General features: G+C 41.3%; 30 protein-coding genes and 1 pseudogene. 10 read left to right on the forward strand and 21 right to left on the reverse strand.

Annotated features, from left to right (window positions below):
* The first annotated feature begins 356 nt into the window (after positions 1-356).
* From Ga0466249_RS23725 to gvpA (Ga0466249_RS23765), 9 genes are all read left to right on the forward strand, one after another.
* Complete coding sequence (locus Ga0466249_RS23725) at positions 357-866, forward strand: hypothetical protein (RefSeq protein ID WP_215831980.1); 510 nt, start codon at positions 357-359, stop codon at positions 864-866.
* Between the two features lie 145 nt (positions 867-1,011).
* A complete protein-coding gene (locus Ga0466249_RS23730; protein ID WP_215831981.1) occupies positions 1,012-1,425 on the forward strand; it encodes a hypothetical protein in 414 nt (137 codons plus the stop codon).
* Positions 1,426-1,598: 173 nt separating this feature from the next.
* A complete protein-coding gene (gene gvpA, locus Ga0466249_RS23735; protein ID WP_215831982.1) occupies positions 1,599-1,835 on the forward strand; it encodes a gas vesicle structural protein GvpA in 237 nt (78 codons plus the stop codon).
* Positions 1,836-2,451: 616 nt separating this feature from the next.
* Positions 2,452-3,006 carry a hypothetical protein gene (locus Ga0466249_RS23740; RefSeq protein WP_215831983.1) on the forward strand — a complete coding sequence of 185 codons (555 nt, stop codon included), beginning with the start codon at positions 2,452-2,454 and terminating at the stop codon, positions 3,004-3,006.
* 322 nt (positions 3,007-3,328) lie between these two features.
* Positions 3,329-3,589 carry a gas vesicle structural protein GvpA gene (gene gvpA, locus Ga0466249_RS23745; protein ID WP_215831984.1) on the forward strand — a complete coding sequence of 87 codons (261 nt, stop codon included), beginning with the start codon at positions 3,329-3,331 and terminating at the stop codon, positions 3,587-3,589.
* A 298-nt stretch (positions 3,590-3,887) separates the two neighbouring features.
* On the forward strand, positions 3,888-4,148 hold the full coding sequence (gene gvpA / locus Ga0466249_RS23750; protein ID WP_215831984.1) for a gas vesicle structural protein GvpA: 261 nt from the start codon (positions 3,888-3,890) through the stop codon (positions 4,146-4,148).
* Positions 4,149-4,428: 280 nt separating this feature from the next.
* Entirely contained in the window at positions 4,429-4,938 is a 510-nt protein-coding gene (locus Ga0466249_RS23755) for a hypothetical protein (RefSeq protein WP_215831985.1), read from the forward strand.
* Positions 4,939-5,083: 145 nt separating this feature from the next.
* A complete protein-coding gene (locus Ga0466249_RS23760; RefSeq protein WP_215831986.1) occupies positions 5,084-5,497 on the forward strand; it encodes a hypothetical protein in 414 nt (137 codons plus the stop codon).
* A 390-nt stretch (positions 5,498-5,887) separates the two neighbouring features.
* On the forward strand, positions 5,888-6,124 hold the full coding sequence (gene gvpA, locus Ga0466249_RS23765) for a gas vesicle structural protein GvpA (protein WP_215831982.1): 237 nt from the start codon (positions 5,888-5,890) through the stop codon (positions 6,122-6,124).
* Between the two features lie 246 nt (positions 6,125-6,370).
* On the opposite strand, the gene Ga0466249_RS23770 is transcribed toward gvpA (Ga0466249_RS23765), so the two are convergent.
* The 8 genes from Ga0466249_RS23770 to Ga0466249_RS23805 form a co-directional block, all read right to left on the reverse strand.
* Positions 6,371-6,931 carry a helix-turn-helix domain-containing protein gene (locus Ga0466249_RS23770; RefSeq protein ID WP_215831987.1) on the reverse strand — a complete coding sequence of 187 codons (561 nt, stop codon included), beginning with the start codon at positions 6,929-6,931 and terminating at the stop codon, positions 6,371-6,373.
* A 183-nt stretch (positions 6,932-7,114) separates the two neighbouring features.
* Positions 7,115-7,798, reverse strand: a complete 684-nt coding sequence (locus Ga0466249_RS23775) for a transaldolase family protein (protein WP_215831988.1) — start codon at positions 7,796-7,798, stop codon at positions 7,115-7,117.
* A gap of 12 nt (positions 7,799-7,810) precedes the next feature.
* The gene (locus Ga0466249_RS23780) at positions 7,811-8,176 is read right to left on the reverse strand and encodes a PTS glucitol/sorbitol transporter subunit IIA (protein WP_215831989.1); all 366 of its coding nucleotides are present in this window, start codon (positions 8,174-8,176) and stop codon (positions 7,811-7,813) included.
* Positions 8,177-8,221: 45 nt separating this feature from the next.
* Positions 8,222-9,223 carry a PTS glucitol/sorbitol transporter subunit IIB gene (srlE, locus tag Ga0466249_RS23785; protein WP_215831990.1) on the reverse strand — a complete coding sequence of 334 codons (1,002 nt, stop codon included), beginning with the start codon at positions 9,221-9,223 and terminating at the stop codon, positions 8,222-8,224.
* 12 nt (positions 9,224-9,235) lie between these two features.
* The gene (gene srlA / locus Ga0466249_RS23790) at positions 9,236-9,802 is read right to left on the reverse strand and encodes a PTS glucitol/sorbitol transporter subunit IIC (RefSeq protein WP_215831991.1); all 567 of its coding nucleotides are present in this window, start codon (positions 9,800-9,802) and stop codon (positions 9,236-9,238) included.
* Between the two features lie 29 nt (positions 9,803-9,831).
* Positions 9,832-10,215, reverse strand: a complete 384-nt coding sequence (locus Ga0466249_RS23795) for a transcriptional regulator GutM (RefSeq protein ID WP_215831992.1) — start codon at positions 10,213-10,215, stop codon at positions 9,832-9,834.
* A 24-nt stretch (positions 10,216-10,239) separates the two neighbouring features.
* Positions 10,240-11,013: a sorbitol-6-phosphate dehydrogenase gene (gene srlD, locus Ga0466249_RS23800; RefSeq protein ID WP_215831993.1), complete on the reverse strand. Its 774-nt coding sequence runs from the start codon at positions 11,011-11,013 to the stop codon at positions 10,240-10,242.
* 161 nt (positions 11,014-11,174) lie between these two features.
* Entirely contained in the window at positions 11,175-11,417 is a 243-nt protein-coding gene (locus Ga0466249_RS23805) for a helix-turn-helix transcriptional regulator (protein ID WP_246589011.1), read from the reverse strand.
* Positions 11,418-11,545: 128 nt separating this feature from the next.
* Between Ga0466249_RS23805 and Ga0466249_RS23810 the strand changes: the two genes are divergently transcribed.
* The gene (locus Ga0466249_RS23810; protein ID WP_215831994.1) at positions 11,546-11,878 is read left to right on the forward strand and encodes a helix-turn-helix domain-containing protein; all 333 of its coding nucleotides are present in this window, start codon (positions 11,546-11,548) and stop codon (positions 11,876-11,878) included.
* 478 nt (positions 11,879-12,356) lie between these two features.
* On the opposite strand, the gene Ga0466249_RS23815 is transcribed toward Ga0466249_RS23810, so the two are convergent.
* The 13 genes and pseudogenes from Ga0466249_RS23815 to Ga0466249_RS23875 form a co-directional block, all read right to left on the reverse strand.
* Positions 12,357-15,137: a sigma-54-dependent transcriptional regulator gene (locus tag Ga0466249_RS23815; protein ID WP_215831995.1), complete on the reverse strand. Its 2,781-nt coding sequence runs from the start codon at positions 15,135-15,137 to the stop codon at positions 12,357-12,359.
* A 212-nt stretch (positions 15,138-15,349) separates the two neighbouring features.
* Positions 15,350-16,183, reverse strand: a complete 834-nt coding sequence (locus Ga0466249_RS23820) for a PTS system mannose/fructose/sorbose family transporter subunit IID (RefSeq protein ID WP_246589012.1) — start codon at positions 16,181-16,183, stop codon at positions 15,350-15,352.
* A complete protein-coding gene (locus tag Ga0466249_RS23825; RefSeq protein WP_215831996.1) occupies positions 16,180-16,983 on the reverse strand; it encodes a PTS mannose/fructose/sorbose/N-acetylgalactosamine transporter subunit IIC in 804 nt (267 codons plus the stop codon). The genes Ga0466249_RS23820 and Ga0466249_RS23825 overlap by 4 nt, the downstream gene beginning before the upstream one ends.
* Before the next feature lie 33 nt (positions 16,984-17,016).
* Positions 17,017-17,505 (reverse strand): PTS sugar transporter subunit IIB, encoded by a 489-nt coding sequence (locus Ga0466249_RS23830; RefSeq protein WP_215831997.1) that lies wholly within the window; start codon positions 17,503-17,505, stop codon positions 17,017-17,019.
* Between the two features lie 2 nt (positions 17,506-17,507).
* Entirely contained in the window at positions 17,508-17,948 is a 441-nt protein-coding gene (locus Ga0466249_RS23835; RefSeq protein WP_215831998.1) for a PTS sugar transporter subunit IIA, read from the reverse strand.
* A gap of 21 nt (positions 17,949-17,969) precedes the next feature.
* Positions 17,970-18,617, reverse strand: a complete 648-nt coding sequence (locus Ga0466249_RS23840; RefSeq protein WP_215831999.1) for a bifunctional 4-hydroxy-2-oxoglutarate aldolase/2-dehydro-3-deoxy-phosphogluconate aldolase — start codon at positions 18,615-18,617, stop codon at positions 17,970-17,972.
* A 14-nt stretch (positions 18,618-18,631) separates the two neighbouring features.
* Entirely contained in the window at positions 18,632-19,588 is a 957-nt protein-coding gene (locus Ga0466249_RS23845) for a phosphoglycerate dehydrogenase (protein ID WP_215832000.1), read from the reverse strand.
* 230 nt (positions 19,589-19,818) lie between these two features.
* Positions 19,819-20,331, reverse strand: a pseudogene (locus Ga0466249_RS23850) (IS256 family transposase); the annotation flags it as partial.
* Complete coding sequence (locus Ga0466249_RS23855; RefSeq protein WP_215832001.1) at positions 20,331-20,942, reverse strand: IS256 family transposase; 612 nt, start codon at positions 20,940-20,942, stop codon at positions 20,331-20,333. The gene Ga0466249_RS23855 and the pseudogene Ga0466249_RS23850, both read right to left, overlap by 1 nt.
* A gap of 220 nt (positions 20,943-21,162) precedes the next feature.
* Positions 21,163-21,669: a GNAT family N-acetyltransferase gene (locus Ga0466249_RS23860; protein WP_215832002.1), complete on the reverse strand. Its 507-nt coding sequence runs from the start codon at positions 21,667-21,669 to the stop codon at positions 21,163-21,165.
* Positions 21,670-21,816: 147 nt separating this feature from the next.
* Positions 21,817-21,975 (reverse strand): hypothetical protein, encoded by a 159-nt coding sequence (locus Ga0466249_RS23865; RefSeq protein WP_215832003.1) that lies wholly within the window; start codon positions 21,973-21,975, stop codon positions 21,817-21,819.
* Positions 21,976-22,081: 106 nt separating this feature from the next.
* The gene (locus Ga0466249_RS23870) at positions 22,082-22,531 is read right to left on the reverse strand and encodes an OmpH/Skp family outer membrane protein (RefSeq protein WP_215832004.1); all 450 of its coding nucleotides are present in this window, start codon (positions 22,529-22,531) and stop codon (positions 22,082-22,084) included.
* 108 nt (positions 22,532-22,639) lie between these two features.
* Positions 22,640-23,047: a DUF4279 domain-containing protein gene (locus Ga0466249_RS23875; protein WP_215832005.1), complete on the reverse strand. Its 408-nt coding sequence runs from the start codon at positions 23,045-23,047 to the stop codon at positions 22,640-22,642.
* Positions 23,048-23,054: the final 7 nt, after the last annotated feature.

Genomic DNA, 23,054 nt, shown 5'->3' on the forward strand with positions numbered 1-23,054 from the left:
GAAACCTTCCTCAAATATGCTGAAGCAATCGGTCTTACCGTAGATGTTGACTTCCATCACCAGCATGATGAATGTGCTTTTTAAAACAACTCTTCCCGTTCCATAATGCTTTGAATTTCGATATCCTAATATTCATTAATCGTACCACAGGCTGCTTACAGTACAGCAAAGATTAAAAACCACTTTTAGCGCTATTCACACAACGCCAGTAAATTACACCTGGCTCTGTGATATCAGCCTATACTGTAGAACCCTTCCTGCAAGTATAATGAAGCAATCGTACTTAGCGTGACAGAAAAAAACCTTGTTAACTCCCTCCACAAAGAAGGGAGTTAACAAGAAAGGTGGTGAATTTTATGGGTAGCAGGAAATGTCGTCTTGAGAATGAAGCTCAAAGAAGGCAACAAGCCGTAATTGATAGACAAAACCGAATAACCGAACGCCAAACTATAGTCCCAATCGTAAAAAAATTTCTCAATGATTGTACTGAACACTTTCAGTACATGAGTCATGAACAAGCTGAAAAACTCAGCAAATTTCAGCAAGAATGTTATGCGGCAGAGATTGTTCGAAAACAGCAGGCATTAGAAGAAATTACAGAAAGAAAAACACTAATACACCATTTTCTTGAACAATCTCAAACTGCGCGTGCTGAGACAAGTCACGCTTTACGTGGAAAAATAATGGCCTTCGTTAATAATGAGCGTCAGGAAACAGCTAACTTATTAGATTCATTTCAAGCAGAACGCCAGGAATTTATACCAGGGCAGCGTAAATTCCTGACTGACTTTATCGAAAATCTCAAAGTCCAAGAACTAGAACGACGCCGATGTACTCGAAAATATCTCTATGAATTATTGATCTAAATTTTTAATAGGGAATATAATCTATATTCATTGGTAATTCTCCTTCCTGCTGCTTGTAGGAAGATTTTTTTAATGTAAAAGAGACACAGACTACCACAAAACACCCGGAACAAAGACTCTCATATTAATTTTAGGAGGTATATATATGTCTGAAACTGAAAAAAAAGCTAATTTTGATATTTCTCCATCTGATCGTACCGAAGCAGGATACGGTAAACCGTCCATTTATTCCCACCCCCATCCCCAAACAGGTGATTCATGCTTCTTTGAATTACCGCCAATAGCAATTGATCAACCTTGTGATAGTCACCCTAGAGTATATTGGCAAGCCACAGATGATGTAGATGTTTTTATATGGATAAACAACAAGGGCCGTTGTATCATGAAAGTTCTGATTGCAGAATCCGGCTGCAAACCCCCTATAACTGATAATGTTTTTCCCGGCCAGTCAAAACTATTTTCCAGTAATTGTTTAAAAAAATTCGCCATTGAATGTTGTGAATGTGAGCCTGTAAATGTAAATTGCCTTGGCATTGCAAGAATTTTTGTAAAATGTTAATCCTGTCTACTATCAAAGTCCGCATTTCCAATTATGACGATACTACAAATTTCAGAAATGCCCTTAGCGGTAGTAAAGACATTTTCCCCCCGCATGCATATAATACAATGAAAGTTACCTAATATGATGTCGTCATATACCTTGCTCCTACTAATACTAAAGGAGGTGAAAAAATGGCAGTTAGAACAGCAATGGCATCCTCCAGCCTGGTTGAAGTCGTTGACCGCATCCTGGATAAAGGAATCGTGATAGACGCATGGGCTCGTGTTTCACTTGTTGGGATTGAACTATTAGCTATTGAGGCGCGGGTAGTAATTGCTTCCGTAGAAACCTTCCTCAAATATGCTGAAGCAATCGGTCTTACCGTAGATGTTGACTCCCACCACCAGCATGATGAATGTGCTTTTTAAAATAGTTTTCCCGTTCCAGAATACATTAAATATGCACCGTCCGCTATACGAAAGAAAAGGGCTGCCCTGAAAGCTTCTCGAAGAAAGTAAAAAAGGATATAACAAATAAGCCTACCAAATTGGTAGGCTCATTTGGATTAATGCATCCGTCATAAAAACTATCAGCCATCCATTGTTGCATACATTCGGTTAAGCAGGTTGAAACCATATGGCTTTCGCGTAACAAATGCAATGGCATCCGCCAGCCTGGTTGAAGATGTTCACTCCCATCACCAGCATGATGAATGTGCTTTTTAAAACAACTCTTCCCGTTCCATAATACTTTGAATTTCAATACCTTAATAGTTCCCACGCACCGTACATACAATTAAGTTTTAGCTGCCTACAGTAAGGAATGGAAGTGCTTTTGGAGTGTTCTTCACTCCGTTGGTCATAGCGCCAGATTGTATTTAAATTATATCTGGCGCTATGATATCAACCTATTTTCTACACATCACTTTGGCTAAAAATAACTTTGAATAATATTCATCATTACCATTATACGGCATACAATGTAATAGAGTTTTCTCTAACTCATAGAGTTTTCTCTAAATATTTTTCAAAAAGGAGGATTTTTATGCCTATTTTAAAAGGTATTGAAAGAGTATTTAATTATCAAGCCAATACTATCATATCTCCGCCCTTCCCTATCAATTTGCCAGCTGCTAGTACGGTGTCATTAGCCACCCTTGCCATACCTGTACACCATGCCGCCTATCTGGTACGGGCCGTAATCAACTGGGGCGCCACTTTTACGCCGCTTGCCACCCCGATTGTGCTTACCGCGCCTGGATTTGCTCAGGTACAATTTCAAATATTAAGAGACGGCACTCCCATTGAAATCGTAACCCAAACAGCAGGCCAAACAGGTACCCTGATCGGCATCGGCACCTTCGCTACTGCCGTCTCAACTTACGAGATTGCTGCAATGCAAATTTTAGGTCCCGGCTCGCTTTGTTCTTGTGTTGGAAATCCATGTTCCACATTTGAACTGCGTGCGACCAATATCACTTTGCAAGCACCGCTAAGTACTGCTGCCGCCGTGGCCGGAACTACAACAGCCGCCGTCGGACTTGTATCTCTGACCATCGAAGAAATAGAACCTTGCAGAACCGAGTCCGATAAAGCCTAAAAATCCATGCCTATATCAGTCCTGAAACAAGCGCAACCACATGGTTGTGCTTGTTTCAGTTTTTCATATTGTCGAATAACTTCAATAATTTTACAAATTATATAAAATTGGCTATAAAGAACTAATTACTAAGCCATTATCACCTTCCCGAATATTGCCAAACTTTGTAGCAAGACCTTCCACTGCTACTAACATTCCAATCATTATATTTGCCGGTAATAAAGACACTTTGCGCTCCTCTGGCATATAATATAGTGCTAGTTACCGTAATATAGCACCATCATACCTCGTCATTTTACCTAGATTAAAGGAGATGAAAAAAATGGCCGTTAGAACAGCAATGGCATCCTCCAGCCTAGTTGAAGTCGTTGATCGCATCCTGGATAAAGGAATCGTGATAGACGCCTGGGCTCGTGTTTCACTCGTTGGGATTGAACTATTAGCTATTGAGGCGCGGGTAGTAATTGCTTCCGTAGAAACCTTCCTCAAATATGCTGAAGCAATCGGTCTTACCGTAGATGTTGACTTCCATCACCAGCATGATGAATGCTCCCAGTACCAACATGATGAATGTGCTTTTTAAAACATCTAATTGAAGTAAAACTGATTTTCTTTAGATATTCACTGGTAGGGTTTTACCACGAAAAGACTATTGGGTGTGTCACAATAGTCTTTTTTTGGTAAATAAGAAAACTCACTAAAAAGAAAAATTATCACATGGATAACTTGCATATTTTTCCCCGCACGCATATACTACAGCAAGTCACACCAAAAGACAGTTTTCTTACTACATTGAGGCAATCGCCAGATGTAATCAAATCACAGTTGACGATGTAATATAAGCCTATTAGCTGTCTTAAGATATCAAAGGAGATGAAAAAATGGCCGTTAGAACTGCAATGGCCTCCTCCAGCCTGGTTGAAGTCGTTGACCGCATCCTGGATAAAGGAATCGTGATAGACGCCTGGGCTCGTGTTTCACTCGTTGGGATTGAACTATTAGCTATTGAGGCACGGGTAGTAATTGCTTCTGTAGAAACCTTCCTTAAATATGCTGAAGCAATCGGTCTTACCGTAGATGTTGACTTCCATCACCAGCATGATGAATGCTCCCAGTACCAACATGATGAATGTGCTTTTTAAAACAACTCTTCCCGTTCCAGAATGCTTTGAATTTCGATATCCTAATGTTTCATTAATCGTACCACAGGTTGCTTACAGTACAGCAAAGATTGAAAGCCGCTTTTAGCGCTCTTCACACAATGCCAGATGCAATGAATTGCACCTGGCTCTGTGATATCAGCCTATACTGTAGAAACCTTCCTGCAAATATAATGATGCAATCGTTCTTAGCTTGAATACAGAAAAACCTTATTAACTCCCTCCACAAAAAAGGGAGTTAACAAGAAAGGTGGTGAATTTTATGGGTAGCAGGAAATGTCGTCTTGAGAATGAAGCTCAAAGAAGGCAACAAGCCGTAATTGATAGACAAAACCGAATAACCGAACGCCAAACTATAGTCCCAATCGTAAAAAAATTTCTCAATGATTGTACTGAACACTTTCAGTACATGAGTCATGAACAAGCTGAAAAACTCAGCAAATTTCAGCAAGAATGTTATGCGGCAGAGATTGTTCGAAAACAGCAGGCATTAGAAGAAATTACAGAAAGAAAAGCACTAATACACCATTTCCTTGAACAATCTCAAACTGCGCGTGCTGAGACAAGTCACGCTTTACGTGGAAAAATAATGGCCTTCGTTAATAATGAGCGTCAGGAAACAGCTAACTTATTAGATTCATTTCAAGCAGAACGCCAGGAATTTATACCAGGGCAGCGTAAATTCCTGACTGACTTTATCGAAAATCTCAAAGTCCAAGAACTAGAACGACGCCGATGTACTCGAAAATATCTCTATGAATTATTGATCTAAATTTTTAATAGGGAATATAATCTATATTCATTGGTAATTCTCCTTCCTGCTGCTTGTAGGAAGATTTTTTTAATGTAAAAGAGACACCGACTACCACAAAACACCCGGAACAAAGACTCTCATATTAATTTTAGGAGGTATATATATGTCTGAAACTGAAAAAAAAGCTAATTTTGATATTTCTCCATCTGATCGTACCGAAGCAGGATACGGTAAACCGTCCATTTATTCCCACCCCCATCCCCAAACAGGTGATTCATGCTTCTTTGAATTACCGCCAATAGCAATTGATCAACCTTGTGATAGTCACCCTAGAGTATATTGGCAAGCCACAGATGATGTAGATGTTTTTATATGGATAAACAACAAGGGCCGTTGTATCATGAAAGTTCTGATTGCAGAATCCGGCTGCAAACCCCCTATAACTGATAATGTTTTTCCCGGCCAGTCAAAACTATTTTCCAGTAATTGTTTAAAAAAATTCGCCATTGAATGTTGTGAATGTGAGCCTGTAAAGGTAAATTGCCTTGGCATTGCAAGAATTTTTGTAAAATGTTAATCCTGTCTACTATCAAAGTCCGCATTTCCAATTATGAAGATACTACAAATTTCAGAAATGCCTTTAGCGGTAGTAAAGACATTTTCCCCCCGCATGCATATAATACAATGAAAGTTACCTAATATGATGTCATCACATACCTTGCTATCCTACTAATACTAAAGATCAGCTATAAATAATGCTTACCTCTACTGCGTAAAGATTGATAGTACTCCGACAAAATAAGATCCGCAAAGGTTGCACGGTTAGCTGCAGTCCAAATGGCCAAGGTGAACGCGACATATTCAGGGTGTACTGAGTTTATTATCCCATATGCATAATGGGACAACAACCGCATGCCGTCTTTAGTGGTAAATTCGGCATGACATTATTATACGAGGAGGTGAAAAAATGGCAGTTAGAACAGCAATGGCATCCTCCAGCCTGGTTGAAGTCGTTGATCGCATCTTGGATAAAGGGATCGTGATAGACGCCTGGGCTCGTGTTTCACTCGTTGGGATTGAACTATTAGCTATTGAGGCGCGGGTAGTAATTGCTTCTGTAGAAACCTTCCTCAAATATGCTGAAGCAATCGGTCTCACCGTAGATGTTGACTCCCATCACCAGCATGATGAATGTGCTTTTTAAAACAATTTTCCCGCCCCAGAATACATTAGATATACACCGTCCATTGTACGAAAGAAAAGGGGCTGTCGCACTATGAAATGGTCCCTATATCAAGGACAATTTAAATAAGGGTGTCTATACAAACAAAAGATGATTCTTGTATTGTACAAGAGTCATCTTTTTTAAATTCCATTTTATAATGCGGTAGCTCCTCTGCCTGGGCCATCCTGCACACAGTGCTTCCCCTCTCTCGATCATCGCTTCCCCTTATTCTGTAAACGGATTGGGTGAACTGACAACAAGCATGCGAACCATCTTATTGGTGTAGTTAGCCCAGTTATGAAGAGTTGTTGAAGCATAATGCGCGCTATCGCCCGGAAAAAGCTCTACTTGCTCATGATTAATAAACAGTGTCACCGTTCCTTCTAAAACATAAATGAATTCTTCGCCCTCATGCGCATAAGGACTAATATCTTCCTGACTATTAATCGGTAGCAATTCAATCAATCGCGGTAACAAAGCTCGTTCTGGAAAGTCATTTGTTAAGTGATAATGAATAAAGCGTGAATTCACAACTTGAAATACTTCTTTCTCATAGCTGCGAAGAACACATTTTCGATTCTTATTGGGACTGGGAAAAAAGTAGGCCAGTTCCACATCAAAAGCTTGTGCAATCTTTTGCAAAGAATCTGTGGCAATATTGGTTAAGCCCCGTTCTAACTGGGATAAAAAACCCGTGGATAAAGTCGTTAACTCGCTCAAATCCTTCAGCGTTAATTTTTTATGTGTTCTCAGTTCTTTTACTTTTTTACCAATTTCATTTTCCATCGCTAAATGCTCATCCTTATCCTGTTAAATTTCATCCATTTTGCTTAGTTGTAGTATACACCGAAGTTTAAATAAAGTACAATTTTTTTAGATATTTTAAATTTAATTTCATATAAATGAACTAAGTGTGGTCTAAACAGAAACTCCTGCCAAATTTAGCAGGAGTTTTTGTTTAGACCACGCTTAATGTATTATCCCTCTCATTCCCACTCCTTTCCCATAAAACTTTTCCCAATCGGCAATAAATTGCTCCACACTCCAATCGGTTAACGGATGATAAGTGAGACTCTGAAACACCTCTTTACTGATGGTTGCAGCATGAGCGCCAGCCAGACAAACATGATGCACTTGTCCGACATTTTTAAAACTAGCGGCTAACACCTCCGTCTTTAGCCGATAAGTAGTAAATATATGGACAATATCTGCCACCAATTTCACGCCATCGCCCGCAATCGCATCCAACCGATTTACGTAAGGAGCCACAAAATCAGCCCCGGCCTTGGCCGCCATGAGAGCCTGCTGCGCAGTAAAAACAGCAGTTGCGGTGACTTTTATTCCTCGCTCATGCAGCGATGTTATGGCTGCAAACCCTTCCGCAATTACCGGAATTTTAATATAAACATTGCCAGCTAAGGTATTGGCTAGATATTCCGCTTCCCCAATCATTTCATGAGCATGGGTGCTTAATACCTGCACATGCAGCATTTTTTCCGGTCCGATCACCGCTAAAATTTCTTTTAATACATCCAAACCCTGCCGCTGGGCTTTTACTAACAGCGTTGGATTTGTCGTAATTCCATCGATAGGATATGCCCGCTGCATCCTCTTAATATAGTCTACTTCCGCTGTATCCAGTAAGATTTTCACTTTTTCACCTTCCTATTTCCGATAGATTGCGATCCTGTCGCCCCTATGAATTGTAGGAACCGCCTTATCCTCCAAATATAAACTACCACCCAATCCCTCGGTTCTACTACCAACAAATCGCAGCGTGATATGTCCCAAATTTTGCAAATTGCTTTGCACTTCCTCGCCGACACACAAAATCTTGTATTCAGCATCACCAAGCACAAGCACATCCTGTTCCTGAATTACATCAAAAACTTGATTTTCACTATGCAGAACGCAATAATCCGCTAGATCCTCCGGGGCGTTATCCTTAAATAGAATGATCATTTTTTCTACCAAAAAATTCGTTACCATTTTCCCCAGATTCGTAACCCGCGTCTGATAAATACATGTCATCCAATCCCCTCCCATACCTCAGTGCTTTTCTTGCCGTTTGTCATACTATTTTCCGTATAATCCAAAGCTGGCCAACCAGGCAATAGCCACCGTTGTCGGTCCAGTTATAAACCGGGAATACAGGATAGAAGGAACGCCAACTTCTACTGTTTCGGCTTCCGCTTCTGCCAAACCCAGTCCAACGGGGATGAAGTCGCAAGCGGCTTGAGAGTTGATGGCAAAGAGCGCTGGCAGTGCTAGATAGGGTGGAATGCTGCCTTTGCCGATTTCGACCCCCACCAACACCCCAATAACCTGCGCAATCACGGCACCGGGTCCCAAGAAGGGCGATAAAAACGGGAAGGAACATAGAGCGGATAATAACAGCAGTCCTTGGATGTTTCCGGCTAAGGGCGTTAAAAGTTTGGCAAAGGCATCGCCAATACCTGTGCTTAATACAATACCGATGAGCATGCAGACAAAGGCCATAAAAGGCAGTATGGTTTTTATGATGGTAGTAATAGTATCCCGACCGGCTTGATACAAGGTTCCAGTTATAGAACCCATGGCTTTCCCAACGTTAGCCATCACGCCTGCAGTCGTTTGTTCACTGATCTTTTTATGCGTGTCATACTTGGGCTGTTTCGCCTTATCCTCTTCTTCGCAGACTTTACCCTCAACGGTTGTCATTGCTTCTTCATATACCTTTACATTGGCTTCCTTCACATCTGATACATAGATATCAGGCGTAATATATTCTGCTAATGGGCCGCTAGGACCTGAAGGCAGCAGATTAATTGTCGGTATTCTTTTTTGCGGGTAGATGCCGCAGCGCAAAGTACCGCCGCAATCAATCACCACACAGAGGATTTCATTATCAGGTACTTTGGTTTTGAAACCATCAACTAAAATGCCGCCACTTAACTCCGCAATTTTCTGCGCAACAGGTGACAGGACACCGCCAGTAATATTAACAACCTTATTTTTCGTGTCACTCGGTGTGAGTACTAAGGGATCGCCAAAACCGCCTTTTCCAGCCGTTACTATAACGGATTGATATTTATTCATTTTCCATCCCTCCTAACCATTACTGCCGGGTTGAACCGTAGTAACTACGTCTCTCAGCGTAATACCCTGCTGTTTTTCCACATAAGCAGTAGTATAATCCGTGATCCAGCCGCGAAAAAAATTGGTTACAACGCCAACCAAAAAATAGCGCACAGCCAAATCCACAGTGGATAAACCCAGTTGAGTAATTCCCGCCGCAATGCCGAGAAAGACAAACAGTTCACCAGGATTTACATGGGGAAACAAGCCATTCAAAGTATGACAGGAAAAGGAACTTGCCGCATAATAACTGGGTTTATATTTTTCCGGCATGAATTTTCCCAAAGATAGGGTCATGGGATTACAAAAGAAGAAGGTTCCAACTACAGGCAAAATCAAATACCTGGCAATCGGATTCCCGGCACACAAATGCGCCAGCTTTTCAATGCGCTCTTGACCGACAAAGCGAATTAAGGCATTCATTGCCACCAGCAAGGTAATCAGTGTCGGTACAATCCCCGTAACCATTCCCACAAACGTTTTGCCGCCTTCATTAAACATACCGATAAACCCTTTTGCCAAAAAGATCAGAGAATCCATAGAATGTCCTCACTTTCCTATTTTTTTATTCATAGGGTTACGGCTCTACCTGCCGCCATAAACCCTTGGTAATTTTCCACCGCATTGAGTACAGCTTTCGTTGTCCCCTTATCTAACCCATCGCAAGCACTCGGAACAAGTTCCAGAAGATTTCGATTATTGAAAGTAGGGAAAGGCCGTAGCCGGGCCAAACTTGAAACCCCTTCCAGCTTTTCACCCCGAATGATCTGACCCTCTTGATTCAGGCAAAACAGCACTACCACCCCTGCGCGGGTTCGCCCTTTGGACTTTCCGACAACCACACGCCCTTCTTTTCTTAGCCGTTTGAAGCCTTTATTAAAATGGCGGATTTGCCAGAGTCCAAAGACCCCTTGCAAGAACCAAACTCCGACAGCCGTCAAAATATACGCCATCCTGCAGACCTCCCGCCGAAGCTCTTAATGCATGACTTGTCCACCCGTTATGTTTACCGATTGCCCCGTTAAATAACTGGCTTTCTCCGAGGCATAAAAAGTAACGACATTGGCCACATCCTGAAAAGTACAGCCTCTTTTTAAAGGTACTTTATCAATATATACCTGCTTCACTGCTGATTCCGGCACGCCCAGCTTCACTGCATATTGGGGGATTAAACTTTCGAACATATCCGAATCAAGCAGATTGCCAAGCATCATGGAATTTACGCGAATGTGATGTTCCGCTAAATCCAGCGCCAGGCTTTGGGTTAAACCCGCTGCTGCAAACTTGGAAGCAGAATAGCCACAGTTATATTTACTGCCAACCTTCCCGGATTTAGAATTTATGACAATGATGGAGCCTTGACTGTTCTTTTCAACCATCACTTTCGCTACCTCTCTGGCGCAGAGAAAATAGCCCTTGAGATTGACTTCCACCATAGAATTAAATGCTTTCAATTCGAATTCCGTAATCTTACTGCTTCTGGCAAATCCGGCGTTGTAGATCAATAGGTCGATTCCGCCGCATTCATCGACAACTTTTTGTACCATGGCTTGCACCTCCGACTCCACGCAGGCGTTCACCCCCACGGCCATCCCCTTGCCGCCAGCGGCATTAATTTCATCTGCAACCTTTTGCGCATTTTCATAGATGAGATCGGCAACAGCTACTTCATAGCCTTCCTTAGCCATATGCTTACTTAAATATTCCCCCAGACTTCTCCCTCCACCAACAATCAGAACAACTTTTGACATTCTTGCATACCTCCATTCATTTACGGGCAGCCTTATGCTTACCCTTATAATCACTTTATTTGCTATTTTCTTTTGGATATACTATAGGTATAGGATGACTATGTATCGCTGCACCTCCTTGCTTTTGCAGAATTGCCGATTCGGAATAATTCATCACCTCCTTAGCTTGCTTTATGTTTTGGGAAACTGAATTTTTCATTTAACAAATCTGAAAGCGTTACTCCTAAAACTGCAGCAAGTTTCTGTGCCTCCATAACATCAGGGAGATATTTATCATTTTCCCAATCACTAATTGTCGTTTGAGGAAATCCAGTTTTCTTGCTCAACTCAGTCTGTGATATTTTTTTACTAGCTCTTATCTTTTTGATGATCTGTGCAAATTTTATTTTTTGTCTATCGCCCATTAATTCCACCTCTTATATAAATAATAACGTATTTACGTTTAACTGTCAACGTGTCTACGTTATAGTTTTAAAATAAATTCATGTTATAATTTTAACGGAATATCGTTAAAAAAAAGGATGTGCTTTTGTTGAAAATTGCTGATAGGATTTTGCAATTATGTGATCAAAAAGATATAAGTGTAAACAAGTTAGCTGCTTTATCTGATATGACACAGTCAACTTTAGCAGACATTGTTAAAGGCAAAAATGTAAGTCCCAAAGTTTCAACTATTGAAAAGATATGTAAAGGTTTAGATATTTCTCTCGCAGATTTTTTCACTTACGAATCTGATTTAACTACAGCTCATCATAACGAGAATGAGCTGGACAACTTGCCGGAAAATATCAGAAAAGAAATAGAGCTGGCTAAGGAATTTGTTCTTTACAAACATGGCATTAAAAAACTTGATCCAAAAAAGTAGCAGTTTTTTAATAAAGCTCTGAGTCTACTATAAATTTTTCTTAAACAGTCATACTTGCTATCCTTTGGTGTAAAGGAAGATAAGAAAAAACAAGTGGAAAAAAATCGCAAAAACGATTTTCTCCACTTGTTTTTTATGGCGCCGAACAGGCATGAAAACAGTCATAGGTTAACGAATGATTGATTGTCCGTTAACCTATGACTGTTTTAATTACCCGTTATTTTTTCAATACATCATCTGATATCCTGACCGCCATAGATGGTAACATTTTTATCTATGGTGGTACTTGTCCGTTTTGTCCATATTTTTTGTAAATCCGTACTACCTAACTTATTGTTTCGGCACGCGGTTTTCCGCTATTAAGCAACTTAACCCCTGTTGCTTAAACTGGTCGGTGAACTTTCTTTTGGCTATTTTAAATACTTTTTAATTCCCCATGCAACAACAGCTGCATCAATTTTCATTTCTTCGACTCCGTTCATCTATCTTTATCTAGTACAGGCAGACTGCCTAAAAAGTAACAGATCTCACCCGTCGGAATCTGCAATGATAATTTTGCTCCGCAAACCGAAACAATCTGCTTCAGGCATTTAAAATCTTTTTCCCGTTCCTGCTGTATCTTTAAGCTCCATTGAGGTTCTTGCAGCGCTTCCTTTGCATGAATCCGATCAAACATGCAAGCAGCATGAAGATAAGTCCGAACAACGCAATCTTCTTCCATTTCCCCTGCAAAAAAATGTTCAGACACCGCATCCACCAGCTCCATACAACAGCTCGCCACTTGCTCAATCGACAGAGCCTTTACAAATTTATTAAGCTGCGTTTCCAAAAGCTTATAGGTATCTCTATACTTTCTTACTTTTAAATCCTGGGATATGTTTTCCACCCCATATTTTTTCTGAAGCAATTCCTTTATTCTGTCTATGCCGCCATGTTCAAAAAGTTCACTGACGGGGACGAATGGTACATGATCAACATGAGGATTTATACTGCCGATGATAAAATCAAGATTCCCCGAATCAGCTACAACTTGTTTAATATCATCTACAGCGCCAACCATAATAAATCGGGCATTTTCTATCCCTGGAATTTCTGCCAGTAGAATTTCTTTTATCTTATTAGCTACCCCCTGTCCGGTAGCGCAAACTAGAAGTATATTTTTCTGTGCTTGCTTTTCTTTGGGCTGCAATTCATTGGTTTCATATCGTTGCCTAATCGTCATAACATATTCATCATAGGCATCATAGATAGCTTTCACCGATACATCCAAACTTTCTGCAGTTGTAAACAACCGTCTGCCAGCTTCTAGCGCTAGTGCAGTCGTAACATTGGGAATGATTCTTACCTGCACACCCGTTTTCTGGCAAAGAGTATCTTCCATAGTCACCAAAAAACCCATATCTACCAGCAAAACAACGCCAAGTCCTTCGTCCGCCTCTTGTATCACTTTGCGGAGATCCTCAATCGTCTGCACATTGCTGCGACTCAGTGGAATGTCGTATGCTTTTATGCAATCTGTTCCCAAAAGGTTATTGGTAACTTCTGCCATGTTGTAGGCAATACCTCTGCCATGTGCCACAATAACAAGGCCGACATGTGCTTTCGCATATTCTTCTGCACCATGGATCAAAAACATCACTATAAATCCAATTTCATCATCCGACACGTCAACCTCAAGCCGTGTTGAAATCTTTCCTTTGTATTCCTCAACCAGCGCAAAAAATTCCCTATGAGCTGACCTTATATGCTCTAAATTAGGATTATAGATAATACGTCCTGAGGCAACTCGTTCTTTAAACTGCTGCATGTGCCACGCCAAAGCCAACAACGTATTGCGACCATAGGTACGGCCAAATTGCTCTGCCGCTGTTTTTAAAAGCTCATTAGCCGTCTCCCAGACAATTTCTTCAATAATGCTTGCCGGTATATCTGAAGTTTCATTTTTTCTCAAAACCTGCGCGACCGAGAAAAAGTATTTTTCCAAATCACTACCGACTTTTTCCGCCATATCTTTTTGGGCTACACCTTGCTGGCGATACTGGGCAATTTTCCGATCAATATATTTATAAAAATCAATATGGAACCCCTGGAGATGATCCTCTGTCATCATCAGGAGTTTAGTATCTGCTTGAATTAATATTCCATCTCTGAAAAAATTATTAATCTTTTCATCTAAAACCGTATGACGCTTTACCAAGGAAAAAATACGTTCTGGAATATTCCCGGTATCCAGTTTTAGGCAATCAACTCTTCCAGCAGAAAATTCCAGATAACTCTTCGCACAACAGAGGAGAACATCATTTCTAAGTTCGCCGATATTTGCCGGACAGTTATAATTTGCAAAAATATCCAATGCTTTTCCAGAAATCCAAATGGGTACGCCAAGACGCGCAGCTTCCTGCCGCACAAAGTGTACAATGATATTTACACGCTCGTGAATCGGACGTTCACTTATCCTTGGCAAAGTAATTTGCACCGGAATACGCCGGCGAAACGTCATAAGAAGATTGCTAGAAACATCTTCCGATGTGGCGCCAATAATCATCATATTCGATTGACGAGTTTTATTTGTCTCACCCAAACGGCGATATACTCCTTTATCGATAAGCATGAATAAGAGTTCCTGTCCAGAGGGAGGCAGACGATGAATTTCATCCAAAAATAAAATTCCACCCTGTGCACGATCTACAACACCCTCGTGCTCTTCATTAGCCCCAGTAAAAGCCCCTTTTACATAGCCAAACAGCTGTGCCAATAACAGCTGCTCATTCGCCGCATAATCCGCACAGCTAAACTGAATGAAAGGAATCTCGCCCAAGGATTTTTCCTGCCAGTATCCCTTCGCATAATTCCACATAGACTCAGCCAAGAGATTCTTACCGACACCGCTTTCGCCAAAAAGCAAAGTATGGAGACCATGAGGAGGATAGATAATTGCTGCTTTTGCTAGTTCAATCTGCGCCCTTATACTGCCGTCGAATCCAATAATCCCCAAAAAGGCGTCTTGGGGCTCAGCCTTTTTCTGTTCGGCCTCTACCGCCTTATTGAATGGCGCCGCATGCTCCTTTTTCAGTTGATAGAGTACGGGCCGTGTTCCCAGCTTATCCACAATATGCTGCTTAAACAACCGATTCAAATCGGCAGAAGCGTCACTGCGATGAATTCCCAGTTCGAGCGCAACCTGCTGCGCACTGATTCCGCCCATACCTTTTTTTAATTGTTGTTCAAGAAATTCTATCACTCTGTCAATTCTCGCCATAGATTTTCCCCTTATTCAAGCATATTAAGCTAACATTCTATCTTATTCTTATAAAAAAATACTTTTCCTTTAAGTATCCCCTGAAAATTACGGCACTATATATTGGAAAAGTGTTTTAGGCGGCGTACACACTTTACTTTTCGATCATATGATAAGTGGGGGCCTCTCACGCCCCCCATGACACAGCTGTTTCTACATATACGTGTGGCTATTTAACCAATTATGCCAAGTGCACCGCCTACTAAAGCAAAGGCAAACAATGCTAAAAGCACATAGACCACCTTTACGCCGCGCATAATCGCCTGCCAGCTTACAAGCGTAATCAGGAGCGGCAATGTTTTCGGAACAATTTTATCCATCAAATCTTTCAGGACAACCTTATTTCCCGCCAAAACAGAAATCCACGTAAAATCTATGGTAATAAACTTGCATACCATAATACCCAGAACAAACAGCCCCATAATTGAGAAAAAGGTCGTTAATTTTTTAAATAGTCCACCTTCCAGAACAGAAGTAACTGCAGATGTCCCAAGAGTATAGCCTTTCCTAATCGCCAAATGCGTTACCAGCAAATCATACCCCAGCATACAAACAGCAAATACAAGTGGCCCCATGATACTGCCGGTAGCCGCCCAGCCAAGACAAATTCCCAAAACACAAGGCTTATAAAGCCCGCCGGAGATAGTATCGCCAATGCCTGCCAGCGGCCCCATCAGCGAGGATTTTAAATCAACAATGGTGGCATCATCAATATCTTTGCCCTTTGCTCTCTGTTCTTCCAAGGCAATGATAATTCCATGAATGACAGATCCCCAGCGCGGTTCTGTATTAAAGAACATCATATGTCTCTTTAAACCGGCGACAACTTTTTCAGGCTGATGCGGATACAACTTTTTCAGAAGCGGTCCCATCATAACAGCAAAACCGCCGGCCTGCATACGCTGATAATTATAGGCCATATGGCTAAAAAACCACCAGCGGAGTATTGCAAGTTCCAAATCCAGTTTAGACAAGCCGACGGTACTATTTTCCGTATTTTCCATCATATTTCATCCTCACCTTCATATAAAGATGCTTCTTTTGATGGTTCCTGAATTGGAACCGCTCCTCCGGCAGTTACTTCTTTGGGCTGAAGCGAAATATAAACATAGCCCATAGCCGCCCCCAAAATAGCAGCGAACAGAAGGTTGTTCATTCCCGTAAAGGCACTAACAGCAAACCCTACAGCAAAAAACACCAACAAATCTTTTCTGCCCATGTATTTTAAAAGCATCGCTATACCAAGCGCCGGAAGCACTTTGCCTACCGCATTAAAGCCTGCAACACCCCATACTGGGATTGCAGCCAACAGGCTTTCGATAATCGGCGGTCCATAATAAGCTGCTAAGAACGCCGGAATTGCTCTGACTAAAATAACCACCAACTGCGAGGGTACAATTTGCAAGAATATTAGTTGCTTTATGTCCCCTCGTTCAGCACATTTATCCTGAAAGGATGGAATAACAGAGTTGAGTGACATAAAGAGAATCCATGCATAATTGCCAATTACACCCAAAGATATGGCAATAACAACAGCCTGCTCTGTCGTCACATTGCCCTGAATTGCGATTGCCGTTCCGAGGAGACCTGCTGAATATAAGTCTGACGGATTTGCCCCCCCGGTACTATTCCATCCCAAAAAAGCCACATTGATTGCTGCACCGATGATAATACCTTCTACTGGTTTTCCGTAGATCAGGCCAACCCAAAAGCCCGCCATAATTGGCTCTCTGGCCAACCACCAAGCTAGCGGCATAGAAGAGCTTTGGAACCACCCTAATAATGCGACCAGTACTGCTTCTATCATGTCTTTTCTCCTCCTTTTCTTAAACGGTCTTTATCAAAAACTGATTGTCGCCGCTACTGCCGCATAATCCTTTTTCCCATCCTCCGGTGTCGCTTGAAAAAAGATGCGCATCGCCGCTGTCATATCCTGCAGCATATCAAAATCTTCTTTGTCCAACGTAATATTCTGATAAACATTTTTTCGCCCCGGACCTGCACCTAATCCCCCGATCTGCAGATCGGAAATTGCAAAGCCTTCTTTCCAGGCCCGATACGTTGTTGAAATGTCTTTAAACAAAACTATTGCATTACCTTCGCCCAAATGTGTTTCTTTCCAGGAAGAAACAAAATGCCCTACACTTACGATAGCACAGCGCACACCTGCCGGAGTCGCCATCCGATAGATGTTGCCCATGGTTTTGTCTTTGGCCAGCACATCATTTACAATAATGATTTTTGTTGCTTGCGTCTCCTTCAGCCAGCGCGCCACAACCTGTCCGTGAATCAAGCGATAATCGACTCGAATCAAAGAAACTTTTGCCATGCCTATTCCTCCTTTAGTTTCCTATGATCAACATGATTCATTTCTTCAGAAATGTTTTTGCACCCTATTTTTCCGGCGGAAACCACTGCCCCGGCTAACTCCTGTCCTTGCATAAATCCCCGTGAAGTGCAGGCTTCTATCAGCATGCTAAGATTCAGACCTGTTACCGCATTAACCTTCATCTCCGTCAATAACGCTGCCGAAACATTGGATGGTGTTCCACCAAATAAATCGCACATCAGGAGTGAATTGTCCGGCATCTCTTGCAAAACAGACTTTACTTCCTGTAAGAACTCTGCTAAATCAACTCCGGGAAGCAAAGACACGGCCCTTACATTTTCCTGCACCCCGATAATCATTTCCGCACTCTTAATAATTTCTCTGCCAAAGTCGCCATGCGTAACAATTATAATTCCCGGCACCTTGCCTTCCTGCTTACTCACTGCACTCTACCTCCCATCTTTTTATGCTCTTGCCGCAGCAATGGCTTTTACAAAATCCTGTGCGGCAGACGTAACCTTCGTATAATCACCGTCTTTTTTATGCGCTTTAGAAATGTAGCTACCAACACCCAAAGCAGCGCACCCCGCATCAAACCATTCTTTTACATTCCCTGGATTTACTCCGCCTGTCGGCACAATGGCCGCCTGCGGCAATGGAGCTCTTACTGCTTTTACGTATTTAGGTCCCATAAACTCTGCCGGGAACAATTTTACCAAATCGGCGCCCTTATTTACGGTATTCAAAATTTCCGTCGGCGTCAATGCCCCGGAAATAGTAACAGCCTGATAACGATTTGCCATCTCAAGCATATTAGGATTTAGGTTTGGACTGACCAACAATCTGGCTCCTGCCAACATCACGTTATTTGCTGTCTCGGCATCCAAAATGGTTCCCGCGCCGATAACAATATCCTGATCTTTATATTTTTTAGCTAAATAAGAAATAACACCCATTGCATTGTCACAGCTCATGGTAATTTCGAGTGCTTTGACGCCACCTTCTACAGCCGCTTCTGCAACCTTTTTAGCCTCTTCTTCTGAATCTGTACGTATGATGAGTACCATACCGCTTTCCATAATGATTTTCAAATTTTCAAATTTTGTTCTCATTTTTACCACTCCTTTTATTTTGCTACATTGAATTTCGCTTGTTGACCAGACAAAACACGGATAATCTCTTCCGCCGCCATTACACCGGCTCCGACAATTGCTTCCTTGGTATACGCTCCTGCATGTGCGGTAAAAGTAATGTTTTCTAAATCCATTAATGCTGATTTCTGTGGCGGTTCCTGTGAATATACATCCAGAGCCGCTCCGGCAATAACCTGATTCTTCAGCGCTTCACACAGATCGGCCTCCACGACAAGTTCGCCACGTGCTGCATTGATAAGAAAGGCCGTAGGCTTCATGGTCTGCAGCCGTTTACTGTCGACCATACCTATGGTTGAGGGAATTGCCGGCGCGTGCAGTGAAACAAAGTCTGCTTGACGGAAAAGTTCATCGAGATCGGTATAATGCACATCATACAAATCAACAAAATCCTGTCGCGGATAAACATCATATGCGAGAATCTTCATGCCAAAAGCATGTGCCCGCTTTGCTACTTCACCGCCGATATTGCCCATACCGACAATGCCAAGCATCTTGCCGCCAAGTTCGCTGCCTGTATGACGATACCATGAACCGCCGCGAATGGCTCGATCCATCGTCGGAATATTCCTTGCTGCCGATAATATCAGCCCCAACGTCAAATCTGCAACTGACCTACTGTTTGCTCCCGGCGTAATCGTAACGGCAATTCCCAGTTTTTTTGCAGTCTCAACATCAATTGTGTTATAACCGACTCCCTGCTTGGCAACCACCTTCAGGGTTGGAGCGCCAGCTTTAAGTACACGCTTCGTCACTTTATCACTACCAGCCACCATACCGCTGGCCCCTTTTATGCGCTCTATAAGCTCGTCTTCTGTCAACGTTCTGTCAAACAGGTTAAGTACAAGCTCATAACCTCGCTCTTCTAGCAGCTTTGTCATCTCGGGCGCCCGTGACCGCGCTCTGGAACCAATAACAATCTTTTCTTTCATTATCTCCACCTCTGATCTTTTTCTGCAACTGATTATATGTAATGCAAGTTGCGTGCCACTACACATAAACGCGTTAACTACTATAAAATAACAGAAGCTATACAACACTACCCTTCTGTTGTGTTGTATAGCTTCTATCCTTAGCACTTTTTTTGTTCCTTTGGTACTGTCAATAATCTTTCGCAATTTCATTTGTAACTGTCATCTGTTAAAATTACCCAGATGAATTTACGGAGTGATTGGAAGAAACTTTTCCAGCTTTCTTTGTCTTCCTTCATCCCTTCAGTTGCACCGATGACTTCACGGTATCCGTCTTGATTCACAGCTATGGCGATAAGAATGGCTACATTCTCAAATTCACCACCCCAACTACGTTTTAGGTAAATGCCGTCAACAAAAACATAAGGATATTTATCACTTTTTAATTCACGGTTGCGCCACTCTTCAATATGGACATACGCCTTTTTATTCAAATTGCTAATTGTGCCTGACGATACTTTTGAGCCCCATAATACTTCCGTAATGTCTTCGACACGTCGAACGGAAACACCGGCCAGATACATTTCAATCAGCGCTTCCTCAACACTGCATTCACGGCGACGATAACGCTCAATAATGGCTGTTTCAAAAGGAACGCCTTTTAATTTAGGCACTTTTAAAGTCACTTCACCGGAAGTCGTTTGTAGTTGGCGAGTGTAATGACCTGAACGGTAGCCATTACGTTTTTCAGTACGTTCATACTTTAACCATCCAAACGGGTTCCAATGGCGACATATACCGCTTTCTTTACAACCTGAGCATCCTGTCTGACATGAAAATGGACAGCATCCATCAAGACAATAGCGTATTTCTTGGCCAGCGGCCTGTTCTGCCATTCTTTAGCAATTGGGAGAATACGGTCTGTCATGCGGGAAATCATTTCAGCAGAAGCATCCACGCCATAGATTTCTTTAAGGTGAGCAGTGATATCCCTGGTGGTCATCCCCTTGGCATACATGGACAGTACTTGGTCTTCGATATTGGAAACATCCGTCTGATTCTTCTTCACAGCCTGTGGATGGAATTCACCCTTCCGGTCACGAGGAATGTCGAGAGGAATATTCCCCATCGAGGATGTCACGATTTTCTTGCTATAACCGTTCCGGCTGTCATCCGTATCCTTGTTTTTATAATCATACTTGGAGTAGCCAAGATGCTCATCCATCTCAGTTTCCAGCATGGTTTGCAGCGTATCTCCGAGGTGATGATCCTTGATCATATTCTGAACGTCCTGCGCATCTTCCGGTTGATATGCACTCAGCAGTTTCTGAAGAAATTCTTTACGTTCTGGGGAAAGTTTTCTTTGTCTAGCCATAATAAAATCCTCCTGAATTCATATTTATTCTAACATCAATCCAGGAGGAATAGCTCATCTATTCTATTTACACATAATTAGTTACAGTCTCAGAAATGGACTGTGAATGAGCGATTATGTTTCATGGTCGACTTGGATAAAAAAAGAAAAAGTTGCCAGGAACTATTGTTCCTGACAACTATATAAACGTGTGCAAACTTCCTTACAAATCGGAATTTTCCTATTTCATTTCTTTTTCAAATCGAAAGAAGTAATCCCCTCCCACCATATCATCAGGTATTGCTAAGTCTTTATGATGTGGATTAAAAAACTCTACAGCAGAAAATCCACAGCGATTGATATAAAAGTGAATATTTCTCTTTTCAAAATATGGGGTTATCGTTTCCCACACCCTTGTATCTGGATGCAGTTTTTCTATTGCGTTCCAAATCTCTTGTCCGACCCCTTTACTTTGTACACCATTTTTTACATACAAAAAATCAAGATGATTATGTTGTGTGGATTCATCTATTACAACGATTGCTCCCCCAACCATTTCATCATCAATAACTGCTTTATATGCAATTGCACCTTTTGCAGAAAGGGACTTATTTATATCCTCTTCTGTCAATATTTCCACATTCAAATCATTAAATTCTTTTTCAACTCCCATTTGAAATGCTTCTTGCATATCTTTTTTATAGGTACTAATATCATCTTCGCATACAGGTACTAATTTAAAATTCATTTTGCATTCTCCCTAGTTACAAATTCAAATTTGTCTATGACTATATCGTACCGAAATTTCATTGGAAACACAATCGGATATTGACAAGGATATTGGCACTCACTCATAAGTCTCCATCTGCTCTAATAATTATAATAGAATTCCTTTTTACAGAAAAAATTTCACAGGCTCTGGTAACACTGGCCAAAAAGAGCCGAGCATTGTACATTGACTCATTCCCAAATCTACATATTGTTCTCTTGCTATCATTCCTAGCATAAAATCTCCACTAGGCTGTTTGACTTCATATTCTTTAATTTCATTCAAGACACTACCACAGTCCCCCCGTCTAGGTGCTACTAGAAGACACTAAGATGAAAAAAGATGTCAGCGGATTTTTTACGTCCGCTGACATCTTTTTTTTTAACTTAACTTATTTACCCGTAATCTTCTTCAATACGTCATCTGTTATATCTTGTCCACCATAAGCGATAACGCTTTTATCCATAACAACAGTTAATCCTTTGTCCTCAGCTACCGCCTTGATTGCAGCATTTACTTTATCTCGAATAGCGTTTATTAATTCCTGTTGTTTTTGTTGGAGTCCCTGTTGTAACTGTTGGGATAAAGCTTTTTTATCCTGATCATTCATGTTGGCTGATTTGGTATTAAAATCGTCCTGTGCTTGTTTGACTGCTGCTTTGTAGGTTTCATTCGCTTGAGCCATATCAGGATGCTGATTAATTAATTGCTGATAGTTTACCACTCCGACTGTAGATGCGTCAGCGGCATAAGTAGTAGTGGGCTGAGTAATGGCTAGTACGGCGAATAATACGAAAGCTGATAGAAAAATAGTTTTAAATTGTTTGGTACTAAATAGCATTGAATTTTCCTCTTTTCTGTTACGTTAATTTTTTGGGGTCAGCGGATTTTTATGTCCAAGAACTAGTATTTTTGAAAAAAACAAGTGTCATCACAAAACCATTGGCTCCTATTCATCTTCCACTCCACCGAAAGATAAAATATGAAAACTTATACCCAAGCCAAACTTCTCTATAAGAGTTATCACATCACTTGTAATCTCCAAACCCATTTGCGCGTAATCAGACCTTAGATAACAATTTAATGTGACTTCATAAACATTTCTAATTTCTCTAATATAGTCAAAATAGGGAAACAAATCATTTAATAAATTTGTTAACTCTGCAAATACATCTTCATTAGTTATTTTCCTTTCATATGACCAAATATCATATGGAGCCTCTATATTTTTCAATTTACCAATTAGCTGACCCTTTTTAATGATTTTCGTGGGACATATTCCTATATTTTGTTCAAGTTTACTAAAATCAAGATTTAAGTCACTAATACGCATTGTAAATCCGCCTGAAATTTCCATAAATTAA

Source organism: Pelorhabdus rhamnosifermentans, assembly GCF_018835585.1.
GTDB lineage: Bacteria > Bacillota > Negativicutes > UMGS1260 > UMGS1260 > Pelorhabdus > Pelorhabdus rhamnosifermentans.

Coding starts and splice junctions, on each gene's coding strand:
- Ga0466249_RS23725 (WP_215831980.1), top strand. CDS start 357: ATGGGTAGCAGGAAATGTCGTCTTGAGAATGAAGCTCAAAGAAGGCAA.
- Ga0466249_RS23730 (WP_215831981.1), top strand. CDS start 1,012: ATGTCTGAAACTGAAAAAAAAGCTAATTTTGATATTTCTCCATCTGAT.
- gvpA (WP_215831982.1), top strand. CDS start 1,599: ATGGCAGTTAGAACAGCAATGGCATCCTCCAGCCTGGTTGAAGTCGTT.
- Ga0466249_RS23740 (WP_215831983.1), top strand. CDS start 2,452: ATGCCTATTTTAAAAGGTATTGAAAGAGTATTTAATTATCAAGCCAAT.
- gvpA (WP_215831984.1), top strand. CDS start 3,329: ATGGCCGTTAGAACAGCAATGGCATCCTCCAGCCTAGTTGAAGTCGTT.
- gvpA (WP_215831984.1), top strand. CDS start 3,888: ATGGCCGTTAGAACTGCAATGGCCTCCTCCAGCCTGGTTGAAGTCGTT.
- Ga0466249_RS23755 (WP_215831985.1), top strand. CDS start 4,429: ATGGGTAGCAGGAAATGTCGTCTTGAGAATGAAGCTCAAAGAAGGCAA.
- Ga0466249_RS23760 (WP_215831986.1), top strand. CDS start 5,084: ATGTCTGAAACTGAAAAAAAAGCTAATTTTGATATTTCTCCATCTGAT.
- gvpA (WP_215831982.1), top strand. CDS start 5,888: ATGGCAGTTAGAACAGCAATGGCATCCTCCAGCCTGGTTGAAGTCGTT.
- Ga0466249_RS23770 (WP_215831987.1), bottom strand. CDS start 6,931: ATGGAAAATGAAATTGGTAAAAAAGTAAAAGAACTGAGAACACATAAA.
- Ga0466249_RS23780 (WP_215831989.1), bottom strand. CDS start 8,176: ATGACATGTATTTATCAGACGCGGGTTACGAATCTGGGGAAAATGGTA.
- srlE (WP_215831990.1), bottom strand. CDS start 9,223: ATGAATAAATATCAATCCGTTATAGTAACGGCTGGAAAAGGCGGTTTT.
- srlA (WP_215831991.1), bottom strand. CDS start 9,802: ATGGATTCTCTGATCTTTTTGGCAAAAGGGTTTATCGGTATGTTTAAT.
- Ga0466249_RS23795 (WP_215831992.1), bottom strand. CDS start 10,215: ATGGCGTATATTTTGACGGCTGTCGGAGTTTGGTTCTTGCAAGGGGTC.
- srlD (WP_215831993.1), bottom strand. CDS start 11,013: ATGTCAAAAGTTGTTCTGATTGTTGGTGGAGGGAGAAGTCTGGGGGAA.
- Ga0466249_RS23805 (WP_246589011.1), bottom strand. CDS start 11,417: ATGGGCGATAGACAAAAAATAAAATTTGCACAGATCATCAAAAAGATA.
- Ga0466249_RS23815 (WP_215831995.1), bottom strand. CDS start 15,137: ATGGCGAGAATTGACAGAGTGATAGAATTTCTTGAACAACAATTAAAA.
- Ga0466249_RS23820 (WP_246589012.1), bottom strand. CDS start 16,183: ATGATGGAAAATACGGAAAATAGTACCGTCGGCTTGTCTAAACTGGAT.
- Ga0466249_RS23825 (WP_215831996.1), bottom strand. CDS start 16,983: ATGATAGAAGCAGTACTGGTCGCATTATTAGGGTGGTTCCAAAGCTCT.
- Ga0466249_RS23830 (WP_215831997.1), bottom strand. CDS start 17,505: ATGGCAAAAGTTTCTTTGATTCGAGTCGATTATCGCTTGATTCACGGA.
- Ga0466249_RS23840 (WP_215831999.1), bottom strand. CDS start 18,617: ATGAGAACAAAATTTGAAAATTTGAAAATCATTATGGAAAGCGGTATG.
- Ga0466249_RS23845 (WP_215832000.1), bottom strand. CDS start 19,588: ATGAAAGAAAAGATTGTTATTGGTTCCAGAGCGCGGTCACGGGCGCCC.
- Ga0466249_RS23855 (WP_215832001.1), bottom strand. CDS start 20,942: ATGGCTAGACAAAGAAAACTTTCCCCAGAACGTAAAGAATTTCTTCAG.
- Ga0466249_RS23860 (WP_215832002.1), bottom strand. CDS start 21,669: ATGAATTTTAAATTAGTACCTGTATGCGAAGATGATATTAGTACCTAT.
- Ga0466249_RS23870 (WP_215832004.1), bottom strand. CDS start 22,531: ATGCTATTTAGTACCAAACAATTTAAAACTATTTTTCTATCAGCTTTC.
- Ga0466249_RS23875 (WP_215832005.1), bottom strand. CDS start 23,047: ATGGAAATTTCAGGCGGATTTACAATGCGTATTAGTGACTTAAATCTT.